At 64.6% G+C, this 14499-nt stretch carries 14 protein-coding genes; 8 read left to right on the forward strand and 6 right to left on the reverse strand.

The genetic code is table 11. The features are described 5' to 3' along the window. Positions 1-162 precede the first annotated feature (162 nt). The 4 genes from B7L05_RS06790 to B7L05_RS06805 all read left to right on the forward strand — a co-directional run bounded on the left by B7L05_RS06790 (position 163) and on the right by B7L05_RS06805 (position 3270). The gene (locus B7L05_RS06790; protein WP_085809537.1) at positions 163-555 is read left to right on the forward strand and encodes a hypothetical protein; all 393 of its coding nucleotides are present in this window, start codon (positions 163-165) and stop codon (positions 553-555) included. Continuing rightward, positions 552-1061: a glycosyltransferase gene (locus B7L05_RS06795; RefSeq protein WP_085809538.1), complete on the forward strand. Its 510-nt coding sequence runs from the start codon at positions 552-554 to the stop codon at positions 1059-1061. Before B7L05_RS06790 ends, B7L05_RS06795 begins: the two co-directional genes overlap by 4 nt. 13 nt (positions 1062-1074) lie before the next feature. Continuing rightward, positions 1075-2184 carry a glycosyltransferase family 4 protein gene (locus B7L05_RS06800; RefSeq protein WP_144037168.1) on the forward strand — a complete coding sequence of 370 codons (1110 nt, stop codon included), beginning with the start codon at positions 1075-1077 and terminating at the stop codon, positions 2182-2184. An 87-nt stretch (positions 2185-2271) separates the two neighbouring features. Continuing rightward, positions 2272-3270 carry a glycosyltransferase gene (locus tag B7L05_RS06805; protein WP_085809540.1) on the forward strand — a complete coding sequence of 333 codons (999 nt, stop codon included), beginning with the start codon at positions 2272-2274 and terminating at the stop codon, positions 3268-3270. Between the two features lie 3 nt (positions 3271-3273). Here B7L05_RS06805 and B7L05_RS17675 read toward each other — a convergent pair whose 3' ends face one another. Together B7L05_RS17675 and B7L05_RS06815 are read right to left on the reverse strand one after the other, a co-directional pair. Then, entirely contained in the window at positions 3274-4662 is a 1389-nt protein-coding gene (locus B7L05_RS17675) for a sugar transferase (protein ID WP_256926642.1), read from the reverse strand. 506 nt (positions 4663-5168) lie between these two features. Further along, entirely contained in the window at positions 5169-6134 is a 966-nt protein-coding gene (locus tag B7L05_RS06815) for a class I SAM-dependent methyltransferase (protein WP_179187143.1), read from the reverse strand. A gap of 437 nt (positions 6135-6571) precedes the next feature. Here B7L05_RS06815 and B7L05_RS06820 point away from each other — a divergent pair, with 437 nt between their 5' ends. Beyond that, entirely contained in the window at positions 6572-7831 is a 1260-nt protein-coding gene (locus B7L05_RS06820) for a hypothetical protein (RefSeq protein ID WP_085809543.1), read from the forward strand. 54 nt (positions 7832-7885) lie between these two features. On the opposite strand, the gene B7L05_RS06825 is transcribed toward B7L05_RS06820, so the two are convergent. From B7L05_RS06825 to secB, 4 genes are all read right to left on the reverse strand, one after another. Continuing rightward, the gene (locus B7L05_RS06825; protein WP_256926643.1) at positions 7886-8638 is read right to left on the reverse strand and encodes a metallophosphoesterase; all 753 of its coding nucleotides are present in this window, start codon (positions 8636-8638) and stop codon (positions 7886-7888) included. A 91-nt stretch (positions 8639-8729) separates the two neighbouring features. Continuing rightward, positions 8730-9737 carry a tryptophan--tRNA ligase gene (trpS, locus tag B7L05_RS06830; RefSeq protein ID WP_085809545.1) on the reverse strand — a complete coding sequence of 336 codons (1008 nt, stop codon included), beginning with the start codon at positions 9735-9737 and terminating at the stop codon, positions 8730-8732. A gap of 8 nt (positions 9738-9745) precedes the next feature. Next, the gene (gene murJ / locus B7L05_RS06835; RefSeq protein WP_085809546.1) at positions 9746-11305 is read right to left on the reverse strand and encodes a murein biosynthesis integral membrane protein MurJ; all 1560 of its coding nucleotides are present in this window, start codon (positions 11303-11305) and stop codon (positions 9746-9748) included. A 113-nt stretch (positions 11306-11418) separates the two neighbouring features. Then, complete coding sequence (gene secB, locus B7L05_RS06840) at positions 11419-11931, reverse strand: protein-export chaperone SecB (protein WP_085809547.1); 513 nt, start codon at positions 11929-11931, stop codon at positions 11419-11421. A gap of 151 nt (positions 11932-12082) precedes the next feature. Between secB and B7L05_RS06845 the strand changes: the two genes are divergently transcribed. Genes B7L05_RS06845 through B7L05_RS06855 form a run of 3 tightly spaced genes read left to right on the forward strand, consistent with a single transcriptional unit; the run spans position 12083 to position 14494 of the window. Beyond that, a complete protein-coding gene (locus B7L05_RS06845) occupies positions 12083-12727 on the forward strand; it encodes a Tim44/TimA family putative adaptor protein (protein ID WP_144037169.1) in 645 nt (214 codons plus the stop codon). Continuing rightward, positions 12724-13965, forward strand: a complete 1242-nt coding sequence (locus B7L05_RS06850; protein WP_179187145.1) for a murein transglycosylase A — start codon at positions 12724-12726, stop codon at positions 13963-13965. The genes B7L05_RS06845 and B7L05_RS06850 overlap by 4 nt, the downstream gene beginning before the upstream one ends. Positions 13966-13990: 25 nt before the next feature. After that, entirely contained in the window at positions 13991-14494 is a 504-nt protein-coding gene (locus B7L05_RS06855; protein WP_085809815.1) for a Smr/MutS family protein, read from the forward strand. The last annotated feature ends 5 nt before the right edge of the window (positions 14495-14499 follow it).

Below are 14499 nucleotides of genomic sequence, written 5' to 3' on the forward strand. Positions count from 1 at the left end.
GTGACGACAGGCTAATTCGGGGGCTATCAAGCGTCGAGGCAGGCTGCACGCGCGGTGCGTTTGGCACCAACCAGGGGGCTCGAACAACCGGTGGCAGGTGCTAGCAGATCGGGCTTCACGGTTCTCGCCGTCGCCTCGGGCGGTGGGCATTGGGAGGAGCTGATGCTGTTGCGCCCGGCGTTCGATGGTCAGGATATGGTGTTCGCGACCAACAACCGCGAACTGGCTGATCGCGAAGGTCTCACGCGCGTTCACATCCTGCCCGATGCCAATCGCGACGTGCCGATCCAAGCGCTGCGATGCATGGTCGCTAGTGCTAGGCTGATCTGGCGTCTCAAACCCCGCATGTTGGTGACGACAGGCGCTCTACCAGGCCTGTTCTGCCTGGTTTTCGCGCGATTGCTCGGTGCGCGAACAGTGTGGATCGACAGTATCGCCAATTCGGACCGGCCGTCGCTGAGCGGGATCTGCGCCATACCATTTGCAACGCAATGGTTCACTCAGTGGCAGCATCTGGCGACGCCTCGTCGTCGCTACGAGGGTGCCCTGCTGTGATCGTGGTGACCGTGGGCACGCAGCTACCGTTTGATCGCTTTATTCGCATCGTCGATGAATTAGCCCCGCTCGCGGGTGAGGAGGTGTTCGCCCAGACCGGTCGTGGGCAATATCGACCGGTCAACATGCGATGGCAGAGTGTCGTGCCGCCGATCGAGTTCGAGCAGATGATCCAGCGGTGCTCGCGGATCGTATCGCACGCCGGGATCGGAACGATCGTTATGGCGCAGAAGCATTCGAAGCCGCTTATCCTTTTCCCGCGACTGGGATCGCTCGACGAACATCGTAATGATCATCAGCTTGCCACCGTCCGAGCGCTGGACGGACGGGCGGGAATCTACACCGCGCTCGATCACGAGGATTTGGCAGCGTTGATCACACGGCCGCTTGCCGCGCCGGCGCCGGTCGAACGCCATCCGGAGCGGGATCGCTTACGCTCGGCGCTGCACGCGGTGTTGCAGGAAGAACGCGCGCGCTTGATCGGCCAAGCTCATCCGCTTGTCTAAAGAGGCGGGTGACGTGAACGATCTACCTGAAGAGGGCGGCGGGGCGCTGCTGCTCTTGGGCGGGTCGATGTATCACCCTGGTGGATTGGAGTCGTTCTGTCAGCGTGCTGCTGCCGCGCTGAATACGAACGGGGGACGCTGGCACGCCGATTGGTATGCGACCGACAACGCCTATCTCTCGCTGGTTCGCCTGCCACGCGCGATCCTGCGATTGGCGCAGAGCGTGAAGATGGCACGACGATACGACGTCGTATGGTTGCAATGGAGTACGCTGCTCGACCTGCTTTACCTGCCTCTGCTCCGCGCTCGCGGGGTGCCGGTGATCGTCACGCCGCATCTTGGTGCAAATGCGCGGCTGCAGAGGATAGCAATTCTGCGTGAGACGGCGCGCTGGCTGCTCGCCAGCGCCGATTGCCTCGCGCTTTTGTTTGCGGGGCAAAAGGAGGAGATCGCGCTTCCACGTAGCGTTCCTTGTACGACGATCCAGAGCTTTCTACCGGCTGCGGCGCTAACCGATGGCGGTATCGGTGAGCGCGAAGGCCCATTGCGGCTAATCCATGTCGGCCGGTTCTCCGAGGCGAAGGGCAGTTTCCGGGCGATCGCTTTGTGCGCTGCGCTGCAGGAAAGGGGCGTCGCGTGCAGGGCTACGATGATCGGCCGGGCCGATCGGGTTACCATGGCCTCGTTGCAGGACGCCGTTGATCGCGCGGGTCTGCGTCAATCGATCAGGTTTCTGGACTGGCTGAACGAGCCCGGCCTCATCGAGGCTTATGAAAAAGCGGATGTTCTCGCGCATTTGTCATTGAGCGACAGCTATCCCCTTGCCGTGCTGGAGGCGATGGCGCGCGGTGTCGTGCCAGTGGTAGGACCGATGCTTGGCGCCCAATCGATGGTGGACCGGTACGGAGGCTATGTCGCGGAGGGCTCGATGGTCGAGGCGGCGGCAGACTGGCTCACACGTCGTTCGATCGAAAACCTGCGCGGCCTGGGCGCTACCATCTCCACCGCTGTTCGTGCCGACTTCGCGTGGGACGCCTGTGCCGAGCGCATTAGCGCCGTTGCGGACTCCATACGGCGGCCAAGGACACACGAGCGGTGCGCGCGCGGAAGCGGTACAGCATGAAGGCGACTGATCGGCTCCTTGGGTTCGGAAGGCAATTCGATTACGCCAGGCGAGTTGGCGATGACTGGAAGAGAGTGAAGCGCGCCGATGGTTGACCCGTCAAGGACGCCAACCGTGACCATTGGCATCAAGGCACTCAACGAGGAGCGCCATATCGCGGCGGCGATCGAGAGTGCGATCGCCGCTGCCGAGTTGGCCGACGGTACCGTATTGCTCGCCGACAGTGGGTCTGACGATCGCACCGTTGGGTTTGCCGGCGCGTATCCGGTGCGTATCGTCCAGCTCGCCGATCGGGCAGCGCGATCGTGCGGCGCCGGCGCCCAACTCGCATTCCAGGATTGCGAGACCGAGTTCTTCTGCCTGATCGACGGCGATATGGTCTTGCAGCCGGCGTTTGTGCTCGCAGCGATCCGCTACCTGCGCCAGCATGGAGACATTGCCGGTGTCGGTGGCCGCGTGATCGAACGCAATCTGGAGACAGAGGAGTTCCGGATCCGTGCCGCCGCCATGGCGACTGAGCGTCACCGCAGGGAGGGTATCGTCGATCGGCTCGACGGTGGCGGCGTGTATCGCGTCGCTGCTCTCCGCTCGGTCGGTTATTTCTCGGATCAGAACCTCAAGTCGTTCGAAGAATATGATCTCGCGGCACGCTTGGCCCAGGGCGGGTGGAAGCTTGCGCGCATCAGTGTCGACGCCGTTGAGCACAATGGACACGGCGGAAACGGGTATCGCCTCTTGTGGCGGCGGCTACGATCAGGGCAGTTGAGTGGGGCAGGGCAGGTACTGCGCGGTGCGATTGGCCAGGGTCACCTGCCGATCGTGCTGCGCCAGCTGAAGCATCTGCACGTCGCAATGGCGATTTGGCTGTGGTGGGCGATCTTGGTGCTCACCGCGGTCGAGATGCCTGCCGCGTTGCTGCCGCTGCTTGTCCTGCCGGTCGCGTTTCTGGCCTATCGCCGCCGTTCAGTCGTACTCGGCATATTCTCGTTTGCGCTGTGGAATGCCACGGCGCTTGGTGTTGTTGCAGGGTTGTTCCGGCGCCGGGTCGACCCGCGGCGACGCTTGGAAGCGAGCGTACTGAAGTAAGCGTCAGAACGCGTTGCGGTGAACGACGACGCGCAACGTTGCGAACAGGATGACGATATCGCGGCGTAGGCTCCAGCCGTTGACGTATTCCAAATCAGCATCGAGCCGATTCACGAGATCTTCGCGCTGATGCGTCGCACCGCGGAAGCCGCGCACCTGCGCCAGTCCGGTTAGTCCCGGCTTGCAGACGTGCCGGTGATGGTAGCGGTGATCGACTTCCCAAAACAGTTTATCGCCAGCCAGTGAACCGATAGCGTGCGGGCGGGGTCCAACGAAGCTCATGTCGCCACGCAGGATGTTGAGAAGCTGTGGCAGTTCGTCGATGCTGGTCGCGCGGATGATCCTGCCGACCCGGGTAATCCGTGCGTCGTTCCGTGCGGTCGAAACGTGACCGTCGTGATCCAGCAACGCGTGATGCATGCTGCGGAACTTGAACATCGAGAAGAGTTGGTTGCCCTCGCCGACACGGCTCTGAACGAAGAACACAGGACCCCGCGAGTCGAGCTTGATCAGCAGCGCGACCACCGCGAGCAGTGGGGCGAGGAAGAATAGGGCGGGGACCACGATAGCCAGATCAAGCACTCGCTTTTGGATCCGGTCGCGCAGTTGCAGCCCCCCGGCCGAAACCAATACCGAGGCGATGCCGGCGAAATGCTTGTTTCCGATGACCCCGATCGTGTCGAGTTCCGGGATCAGCATTTCCGTTTTGACGCCGCCGCCCTTAAGTATCGTGGACCAGGTTGCTCGGCGGGCAGGGGGGCAGGCGACGAAGACCTCGTCGATTCCACGAAGATGGCGCGCCAGTCGATCGAGGGCGAGTGGGTGGATCGCAAGCTCGGTTTCCGCGAGCGGCTCGCACGCTACGATCTTTAGCCCGTCCGGTAGCGGGATATTGACCCCATCGACGATCAGCATCCGGCTGAGCGCCGATCCCCTGAACGTGCGATCACCCACCATGCCGATCACAGCGCGGCAGGCGAGCAGCAGCCCTGCGGAGCAGATGAACGCAATTACCGTGCTCAAGCGCGAGATCAACGAAACCTCTTTCAGGAAGAAGAGGACGAAGACCGTGAGGAAGAACGCGGTGACGAGGCCCGCCATCGCCCGCCACGCCGAGGCCCGCCACCGTTCTATCGCATCGGCGGTGAAGTTGCGCGTGCTGAGCAACAGATAGATAGGAACGATCGCGGCGAGCAGCGTGAAGCTCTCCGACGGCAAACCGCGCGCGGCCGCAAGCAAGCGACCCGCGGCAAACCCGATCGCCAGTGAGGCCAGATCGCAGATGAAGATCGCCAGGTAGAAGCGCAGCCGCAGTGCGCGCTTGCCTTCCGCTGGCGCGCTTGGCGTCGCGATCGGCGTCAACCATTCATGCGCTGCGGAGATATCAGCCATGCGCGCGCGCTCGTCCCTACTCGCTTCGTCTCGCCGGTACCGGCACCTTACACGATCCCCGTCGAGGAACCGTACTGCCGGCTCCTCGTCGTGCGATTTCTGCATGAAGCCAATATGGCGCGCCCTGCAATAGCTTGTTTTTGCAAGTCGGTCGAAAAGAAGCGAAAACGTCCTGCGCTGATGCGACTTTCCTTGACGCGGCGACGAAAGGTGAGCGTGTTGAAGCCGAACAGGATATTGCGCCGGATCGCTGAAGAGGGGAGTCACCAGATACTAAAGAACGTCTGCACCTATTCAGATGCGTCGGCCTTTTGCGAATGCCTTAACGTACTATCCCGTGGTCGAAATGCCTCTGTCAAAATATGCGTCACCATCATGCGATCTTCGCATCTTGGGTCGACGACGGTGTTGCCGCTAGTCGTAATGCCGCAAGAATCCCGCAGTGTGGCTTGAAGACCAACAGACAGTTAGATCTTGGTCTGGGAAGCCGGCGCCAATGCGCTGTTCTAAACCATCGATGTCCCGGCTAAGGCCGATCGCAACGTCGCGTCGCGCGCAAGCCGCCGAGTCGTGGCAAACAACACTGGCTGCTCGTCGTAGTAAGCGATGAGTTGATCGACATCTATCGGCCGTGCCGCCTTGCGGCCGAACATGAACATTCCCACCGACGCGTCGAGCGCTCGGCGATCCCAACAGAAGCGATCAAGAAGGCGTAGCGCGACGAACGGGAAGGCGGCGATTTGACCCAGTTTGGTGCTGCGCAGCAGTGATTGGAAGAGATAGCGGATGGCGAGCGCCGCCATCGTGCCTGGGCCGGTCGATTGGCCCGACGCGACTACTGTGAAGTCGCGAAACAGCCAGCGCAGGCCACTTGGCGACCAGCGATTGAAATCATACGCTCTCTCGCACAGAGGAAACATGAACGACGTATCGGTGAACATGAAGCCGCCCGGCTTCACGATCCGCGATGCCTCCGCAACGACCTGGCGCGGGTCGACGACGCACTCGAGCACGCCTTGCAGCCAGACACCATCGACGCTGGCGTCCTTCAGCGGAACGTTATGGGCATCGGCAACGAACGTGACCTCGGGTGAGGCGTAGATGTCGAACGCCACGATCCTTACATCCGCGTCCTCGTAGAGCGGTTCGGTTCCGTATCCTTTCTCTCCGGCACCAAACATCACGATCGTCTTCGGGCCCGAGCCCTGATCACGTTTCACGCCATCGAGCATCATGCGGGCAAACATCGCCACATAAGGATTCGTGCCATCTACAACGCGACGCATCACGGTACGCCACGAACCGCGCTCAACGACGCTGCTCGCTTCGCTCGCCAGCGTCGTTTCGCGATCGAGAACGCTCTGGTCGAAGTCGACGAGGACGTCCTTGCCGCCGAGCCGCGGCAGCACGAGAGAGTGCTCAGGGCAATGCTCGTCACCGCATCGGAATCGACCGATCGACGTACGTTCCATGTCCGCCCCACACCGTGGGCATGTAAGCAAATCTGCGATGTCGGCGATTTGCTCAACTAGCATCCATCATTTCCATTATTCGGCAGGGACACCGTACAAGACGTCGGCCGCTTTCGCTGCCGAAGCTCGAACAGCGTGGGATCAGGCGGTCGCGCTGTTGCGCAAAGGAGCGGCGGAGCGCAAGGGCGACCAGTGAAGAACGCTATCGGCCGTAGCGGGGCGGGGCACACCGCGGGAACTTGTCGACATAACAACCTCCTGTACCGCACAGACCTTACAGCGGATGTAGCGCCGATTGGCATCATGGTAAAAGCTGAAGAACTCAAGCAATGAAACATTACGATAAGCGTGGATAAGTTCGCCGTTCGCAATGCACGCAGAACCCGCTTTTCATTGTCGCAGGCTGTAGTGCCGGTCGTTCTGCGAGAGGGACCAGTTTGTATTATCTGCTGAAGATCAGGCGGTATGCGTTGGCCGGCATCGGACCCGTTGCGCTAGCGGGTACGCATTTCGCCTTGTCGTTTGTGATGCTGCGGCTCCACACACCTGCCGCGTTCGGTACCTTCACCTTTCTGTTCGTGGCTGCGCAATTCACCGTGGCATTGTCGAGCGCGCTTTTCGGCGCGCCGCTTCAATCCTTCGCATCGACGCGAATGAGTGGCGCGGATGGCCGGGGCGCAGCCGTTTTTGCGGTGGCAAATGCCCTGGCCATGGTGGTGGCAATGAGCTTCCTAGTGCTTGGTTTGGCGATGGAGCTGCCAGGCGCGGCTGCCGCTTGCTATGGCGTCTATACCGGTTCGATGATCGTGCGATGGTTGGGAAGGGCATGGTGCTATGCCGCTGATCGGCCGGGACGGGCGGCTTCGTCAGATATCGTCTATGCTGGGATAACGCTGGCCTGTCTGGCGGCCGCGACGACTGGCGATTTGCTGTCGGCGGACAGCGCCATCTACGCCGCACTGTCGGCTGGCGCGCTCACGAGCCTGCTGCCATTTGGTAAAGAATATTTCGCGTTGGCCTGGCGTCGGCCGACACGAAGGCTCTGGGAAACGTACCGGACCATCTGGCAGGACCATTCACGCTGGTCGTTACTGGGCGTGACGGCGACCGAGCTTGCCGCCAACGCGCACGTCTATCTCGTGACGCTGTTCGCGGGGACGAGCGCGGTCGCGCCGCTCGCGGCGGCGGCGCTGCTGCTTCGGCCGATGAACGTCGTTCAGAACGCGCTGTCGGAATATGAGCGGGCGCAAATGGCTGGCTTGCTCGCCGACCAGGCGTTCGCCGACCTGCAACGATCACGCCGCTTTTTTTTGGCCGTGCTGCTGCTGGCCTGGTGTGCCACCGGCGTGATTGCATGGACCATTCTGCACGTATCGCCTGAAATCGTCCTCTCCGGTCACTACGATGTGACGACGATTCGCTGGGCCGCTTTTGGATGGTTCGTCATCGCACTGCTAATCGTTCTGCAGATGCCGTCGAGCGTTATGCTTCAAGCCGCCGGTCGCTTTCGCGCGCTCGCAAAGGCGACGTTGTTTTCTTCTGCTACCAACGTGGCCGGTGTCGTGATCGTGCTGATGATCGCGGCTCCGATCTGGACGGTTGGCGTGATGGTAATCGGCTGGGGCGTCGAGCTTGTGCTTGTACGCCGCGCCGCCCGACGCCTACTAATCGAAGAGATCGGCGTGGCGACGGGCTGAACGACACGCAGAAAATATGCCGATGTGGTGCCCGTACGGTTCTACAGCACGGGGTCAGCGGGTGGCGGCAGGCGTTGCCAACACTTCGACTTCGGCGTTTTCGAGGTACACGGCGCTGAGGACGCCGGTAGCGTACGCTCCCGTATCGACACCGATACGATTACCCCGCATCTCGACGGCGGCCGAGATCGTATGACCGTGAACGATGACGGCGCCATGATCGCGCGGATCAGCAAGGAATTCTTCGCGGATCCAAAGCAGATTGCGGCGCTGCTGCCGGCGCAGCGCAACGCCGGGACGGACACCGGCATGGCAAAGGAAATAGTCGCCTGAAGTTGCTGTCAGCGGCCATGTGCGGATCCAGTCGAGCCGCTCCGGCGTCACTGCTGCGCGCAGCTGCTCGATATAGTCGCCGATATCGTCGCCGTCGAACGGTGGCAGCCCAAAGCTCGCAGCCGCTTCTACGCCGCCGTTGCGCAGCCAGTTCGAAAAGGTCATCGGATCACGCTCGCAGGCGCGAAGCAGCATCTCCTCGTGATTGCCGAGCAGCGTCATGATGCCTGGCACCTCGTGCCGCTTGCGATCGAGCCAATCGAGCGCCCCGCGCGTATCGGGGCCGCGATCGACAATGTCTCCGAGGAAGACGAAGTGAGTCGTGTGCGCAGGCGGGCGGGTGGCGTTGTGCGCCATGATCCGGGCCCAAAGCCCTTCGAGCAGCTCGACACATCCGTGCACGTCACCAATCGCGTAGATCCGCTCGCCACGGGCGGTGGCGGGAGCGCGGCTTCGGCGGCCAAGGTTGCGCAATGCCTTGAGGATCGGTCTGGCTCGCCATCAACGCGCGGCGGGGCGCCGCATCGGCGTGCGGTGCCACAAACCGCCGGCGCCGACAATCGGGTTAGGCGAGCAACCCCATCGCGCGCTGTGCGGCGGCGAGCGTTGGCGCGGCGAGGTCGCGCGCCCTGGCCGCGCCGCGCGCCAGGATCGTGTCGATCGCGCCGCGGTCCGCCAGCAATCGCACCATCTCGTCGCGGATCGGTGCGAGCTTGGCAACGGCGAGATCGGCGAGCGCCGGCTTGAACTGGCCGAACCCCTTGCCGGCAAAGTCGGCGACCACATCATCGGGCGTACGATCGGCAAGCGCGGCAAAGATCGTGACGAGATTGCGCGCCTCGGCCCGACCCTCCAGCGCGGCCCAGCTATCGGGCAGCGGATCGGGATCGGTCTTTGCCTTGCGGAACTTGTCGGCGATCGTCTCGTCGCTGTCGATCAGCTTGACGACCGATTGTTCGGACGGGTTCGATTTCGACATCTTCGCCGACGCATCGCGCAGGCTCATGATCCGCGGCGCGGCGGCACTGATCAGCGGATCGGGCTGGGTGAAGAGGTCGATCTCGTAATCGAGGTTGAACTTTGCCGCGATGTCGCGCGCAAGCTCGAGGTGCTGCTTCTGGTCCTCGCCCACCGGCACGTGCGTCGCATTGTACAGAAGGACGTCCGCCGCCATCAGCACGGGATAGTCGTAGAGCCCGACGCTGGCGCCCTCGCGGTTCTTGCCCGCCTTGTCCTTGAACTGCGTCATGCGGTTGAGCCAGCCGACGCGCGCGACGTTGTTGAGCAGCCAGGCAAGCTCACTATGCGCGGGAACGCGCGTCTGGTTGAACAGGATCGAGCGTTCGGGATCGATGCCTGCGGCGACCAACGTCGCGGTCATCTCGATCGTGTTGGCGGTGAGCTCGGCCGGCGCGATCCACTCGGTGAGACCGTGGAGATCGGCGATGAAGTACATCGTCTCCCCGCCGGCCGCCTGGATCTCGTCCTGCATCGCGACCCACTGCTTTACCGCGCCGAGATAATTACCCAGATGGAGATTACCGGTCGGCTTGATGCCGGAAACGACGCGCATGAACGATCCTATCGACGAACGAGGCTTCGCACGTCGGCGGGCCGGAACGCGCCGAACAGGAAGGTGGCGGCGACGTAGACCAGCGCGCCGGTGGTGACCAGCACCAGCATCGACCCCCAGCGTTCGAGCGCAGGGCCGGTGGTGTAGGGGCGGAACAGATCGGCGGTGAACCACATCACCGCGCCCATCAGCAGCGCGGCGAGCGCGAGCCGGCCCGCGCGGCGCTTCAGCTGCGCGTCCGCGACGAAATGGCCGCGCGCGGTAAGCGTGCGCCACAGCAGCGCGACGTTGACGGTGGAGGCGAGCGCGGTGGCGAGCGGCGGGCCGACATGGCCGAGCGGCACGATCAGCGCGAGATTGAGGACGAGATTGACGACCATCGATACGGTGGCGAACTTGACGGGGGTGCGCGTGTCCGAGCGGGCGTAGAAGCCGGGCGTCAGCACCTTGACGAGGATGTACGACGGCAGGCCGATCGAGAAGGCGGCGAGCGACTGGGCGGTAGCCGCTGTGTCCTCGGCGGTGAAGGCGCCGTGCTGGAATAGCGCCGCGACGATCGGCGTGCCGCAGACGATCAGCGCGACGGTAGCGGGCAGGGTGAGGAACAGCGCGAGCTCAAGCCCGCGGTTCTGCGTCGTCATCGCCGCCGCCTCCTCGCCGCGCCCGAGCTGCGCCGAGATCGTCGGGAGGAGTACGGTGCCGAGGCCGATGCCGATCAGCCCGAGGGGCAGCTGGTTCAGGCGATCGGCGTAGTAGATATAGCTGACGGACCCGGCGGAGAGCAGGCTGGCAGCGAGCGCGGTGGATACAACGAGGTTGATCTGAACCGCGCCGGCGCCTGCCGCGGCGGGCCAGATCAGCGACAAAAGCTTCTTCACCTCGGGACTGAGCGTCGGGCGCTTCAGACGCAGCGCGACGCCGGCGCGCCGGCAGGCCCAGATCAGCCAGAGCAGCTGCAGCGCGCCCGATATGGTTACCGCGAACGCCTGATTGCGCGCGGTGAACAGCGGCTCGTGATCGTGGAACAGCAGCAAGGCGGCGATCAGCGTCGCATTGAGCAGGATCGGGGCGGCCGCCGCGACCCAGAAACGGTGCAGCGAGTTGAGCATCCCGCCCAGCAGCGACACGAGGCTGATGAGCATCAGATAGGGAAAGGTGATCCGCGACAGATCGACCGCGAAGGCGAATTGCGCGGGGCTAGCCGCGTTGAAGCCGCCCGAGAGTAGCCACGTGACCGGCCAGGCGGCGAGCTCCATGACAACCGTGAAGACGAGCAGGACGGGCAGCAGCACCGACAATGCGTCGCTGGCGAAGGCCACGCCGTCAGGTAGGCCGCGCCCCCCCTTGTCCGCCACCTTGCGGTTGAACATGGGAATGAAGGCGGCGGAGAAGGCGCCTTCCGCGAACAGCGCGCGGAACATGTTGGGGAGGCGGAAGGCGATCAGGAACGCATCGGACGCGAAGCCCGCACCGACGAAGCGTGCGAACAATGAGTCGCGCACCAGCCCGAGGATGCGGCTGGCGAGCGTGAGCCCACCGACGGAGCCGAGCGCGCGCGTAAGGTTCATCGCTGTGTCGGCTTTCCGGTGGGCGTCACGCGCTCAGCGAAGCCTGCTTTTGCCCGCGCGTGGCGAGGCGGCATGACTTCGACGAACGCGCGACGAACGGACCGGGGCTGCTCTTACGCGTTGCCGAAATTGCCGGCGGCAAGCTGCGCGTCGCGCTGCTCGGCCTGCTGCATGTAGAGCGCGTTGAAGTCGATCGGCTCGAGCAGCAGCGGCGGGAAGCCGCCGTCACGGATCGTGTCGGCGACGACGCGGCGCGCGAACGGGAACAGGAGGCGCGGCCCTTCACCGAGCAGGAACGGCTGAAGCGCGTCCAACGGCACGTTGCGCACGCCAAACAGCCCGGCATAGGCCAGCTCGACGAGGAAGGTGACGCGGCCCTGCGTTTCGGCACGGACCTCGATCTTGAGCACGACCTCGTGCGCGTCGTCGGCGATCTGGTTCGCCGCGATATCGAACTGGACGTTGATCTCGGGACCCTGCTGGTTCTGGAACACGGCCGGCGCGTTCGGATTTTCGAACGACAGATCCTTCACATATTGCGAGATCAGCCCGACGGCCGGCGCATTGTCCTCGCCGTTCGGCTGCGGCGTCGTGTCGAAACCGGTGCCGGTGTTCTGCTCGTCCATCGTGCGTCTTTCCCTGAGAAGATGGTGGGCGCATGCGGAGCGCCGGACCGGCGCGCGCCTAGCAGGCGGCATGATCGGTTTCAACGGCGGCACCCATTTGAAACATGGGGCGTTGCGGACTATGTTGAGAGCTTAGCGTATCGGAGGCCTGGTGTTCTACATTATCGTGCTCGCCATGGTTGCCGCGTTCCTGGCGCTCCGGCTCTACTCGGTGCTCGGAAAGCGGACGGGACATGAGCAGCCCCTGCCCAAGCCCGCCGAGGATCGGGTGGCGCCGCAGCCATTGCCCCGCGCGGTGGAAAAGGTGGCCGAACCTCGTGAGCCGGTAGCAAAGCCGTTCGAAGGCAATGCCGAACCGGGCATTCGCGCGATCGTCGGGGCCGAGCAGGGTTTCGATGTGGCGCGGTTCCTCGACGGCGCGCAGGCGGCCTATCGCATGATCCTGGAGGCGTTCTGGCGCGGCGATCGTGCGACGCTCGACGATCTGGTCTCGCCGGACGTCGCCCGCGCTTTCGGTGACGCGATCGCTGCGCGCGAGGCGGCCGGCCACACGCTCGATAATCGTCTGGTGTCAATCGAGAAGGCGGTGATCACCGGCGCCTCGCTCAATGGCAAGGACGCGCGCATCACGGTGCGGTTCGACGCCGATATCGCGGCGGTGACGCGCAACGCCGACGGTGAAGTCGTCGCGGGATCGACCAGCGACGCCGTCGAGACGCATGACGTGTGGACGTTCGCGCGGACGCTGCGCAGCGCCGATCCGAATTGGAAGCTTTCGGACACCGACGAAGCGTGAGCCTGCGTTCGGGGGTAGTGGCGCTGGCCAGCGCGCTGGCGCTGTCGGCATGCGTCGGGGGCGTGGAGCCGCCGCGAACGTCATCAGTGCCGTCGCTGCCGTCCCGACTGCCCGTGCGCCAACCCGTTGCCGCGACGCCGATCCCGCCGGTTCCGGTGGCCGTCAACGGCAGCGCGACGACCGCGGTGGCGGCTGGGCTGATGGCCGGTCCGCCGGTGGCGAGCCTGCCGATCGTTGGCGACACGGCGGCGCGTGCCCTGGCGGCATTTCGGATCAGCTGCCCCTCGGTCGTACGGCGCGCCGACCCGACGGGACTGACGCGCGGCGAGGACTGGCGTGCCGCATGCGACGCGGCCGCCGGCGGCGCGGGCGATCCTCGCGACTTCTTCGCTCGGCATTTCGAAGCGGTGCAGGTGGGTGACGGAAAAGCGTTCGCTACCGGCTATTTCATCCCGGAGATCGCGGGTACGCGCGAGTATCGCGACGGGTACGCGCCGATCTACGCGCGGCCGAGCGACCTCGTCGATGTCGACCTCGGGCTGTTCTCGACCGACCTAAAGGGCAAGAAGATCCGCGGGCGTGTCGAGGGGACGAACTTCGTGCCCTATTACGATCGGACCGCGATCGAGCGCGACGCGCTGCGCGGCAAGGCGCGTATCCTCGGGTATGCGGTCGATCCCGTCGAGCTGTTCTTCCTTCAGGTGCAAGGCTCCGGCCTCGTCCGTCTGCCCGATGGCGAGGTGCTGCGGATCGGTTACGACAGCCAGAACGGGCGCGATTACACCGGGATCGGCAAGCTGATGCGCGACCGCGGACTGCTCGGGCCGGGGCAGGCGAGCATGCAGGGCATCGTCGCCTGGTTGCATGCCAATCCCGAGGAAGGCCGCGCGATCATGCGCGAGAACAAGAGCTACGTCTTCTTCCGCCTGCTCGACGGCCCGCCGCTCGGCGCTATGGGGCTGCCGGTGAGTGGAGGCGCCACGGTTGCCGCCGACACGCGCTTCGTGCCGCTCGGCGCGCCGGTGTTCCTGTCGATGGACCGGACCGACGCGACGGGGCTGTGGGTGGCACAGGACACCGGCGGTGCGATCAAGGGCACCAACCGCTTCGATACCTTCTGGGGCGCTGGCGACGAGGCGCAGGCGATCGCGGGCGGGATGAGCGCGCGCGGTACCGCCTTCGTCCTGGTGCCGCGCGGTACGCTGGCTCGGCTCGGTGTCGCGCAACCTCGCCCCTGACGAAGCCGCGCTGTGGGCGCGCGTGATGGCGAGCGTCCGCCCGCTGCGTGCGATCCGGCCGGTGGCAGCCGCCAAGATCGCGCCGGCGACGCTGCCGCCGCCCGGCACGCCAAAGGTCCGTGTCTTGCCCGTCCGCCCTGTCCCGCAGCCTAAGCCCGAGCCGCGCAAAGTGCCGCAACCCGGCGTCACGCTCGACGGGGGGTGGGACAAGCGGCTCGCGCGCGGGATGATCATCCCGGACGCGACGATCGACCTGCATGGGCACACGCTGCACTCGGCGCACGATCTGCTCGACGCGGCGCTTGATCGCGCGATCCGGCGCGGCGACCGCGTGATCCTGCTGGTGACGGGCAAGCCACCGCGGCCGGATAGCGAGCGGCCGCACGCGCGCGGCGCGATCCGTGCGGCGACCGGCGATTGGCTGGCCGCATCCCGGCACGCCGGCGCGATCGCGGCGGTGCGCGGCGCACATCCGCGCCACGGTGGTCAGGGCGCGCTGTACATCGTGCTGCGCCGCCCGCGCGGCTGACGCGC

Origin of the sequence: Sphingomonas sp. TZW2008, from assembly GCF_002117915.1 — a bacterium.
GTDB lineage: Bacteria > Pseudomonadota > Alphaproteobacteria > Sphingomonadales > Sphingomonadaceae > Sphingomonas.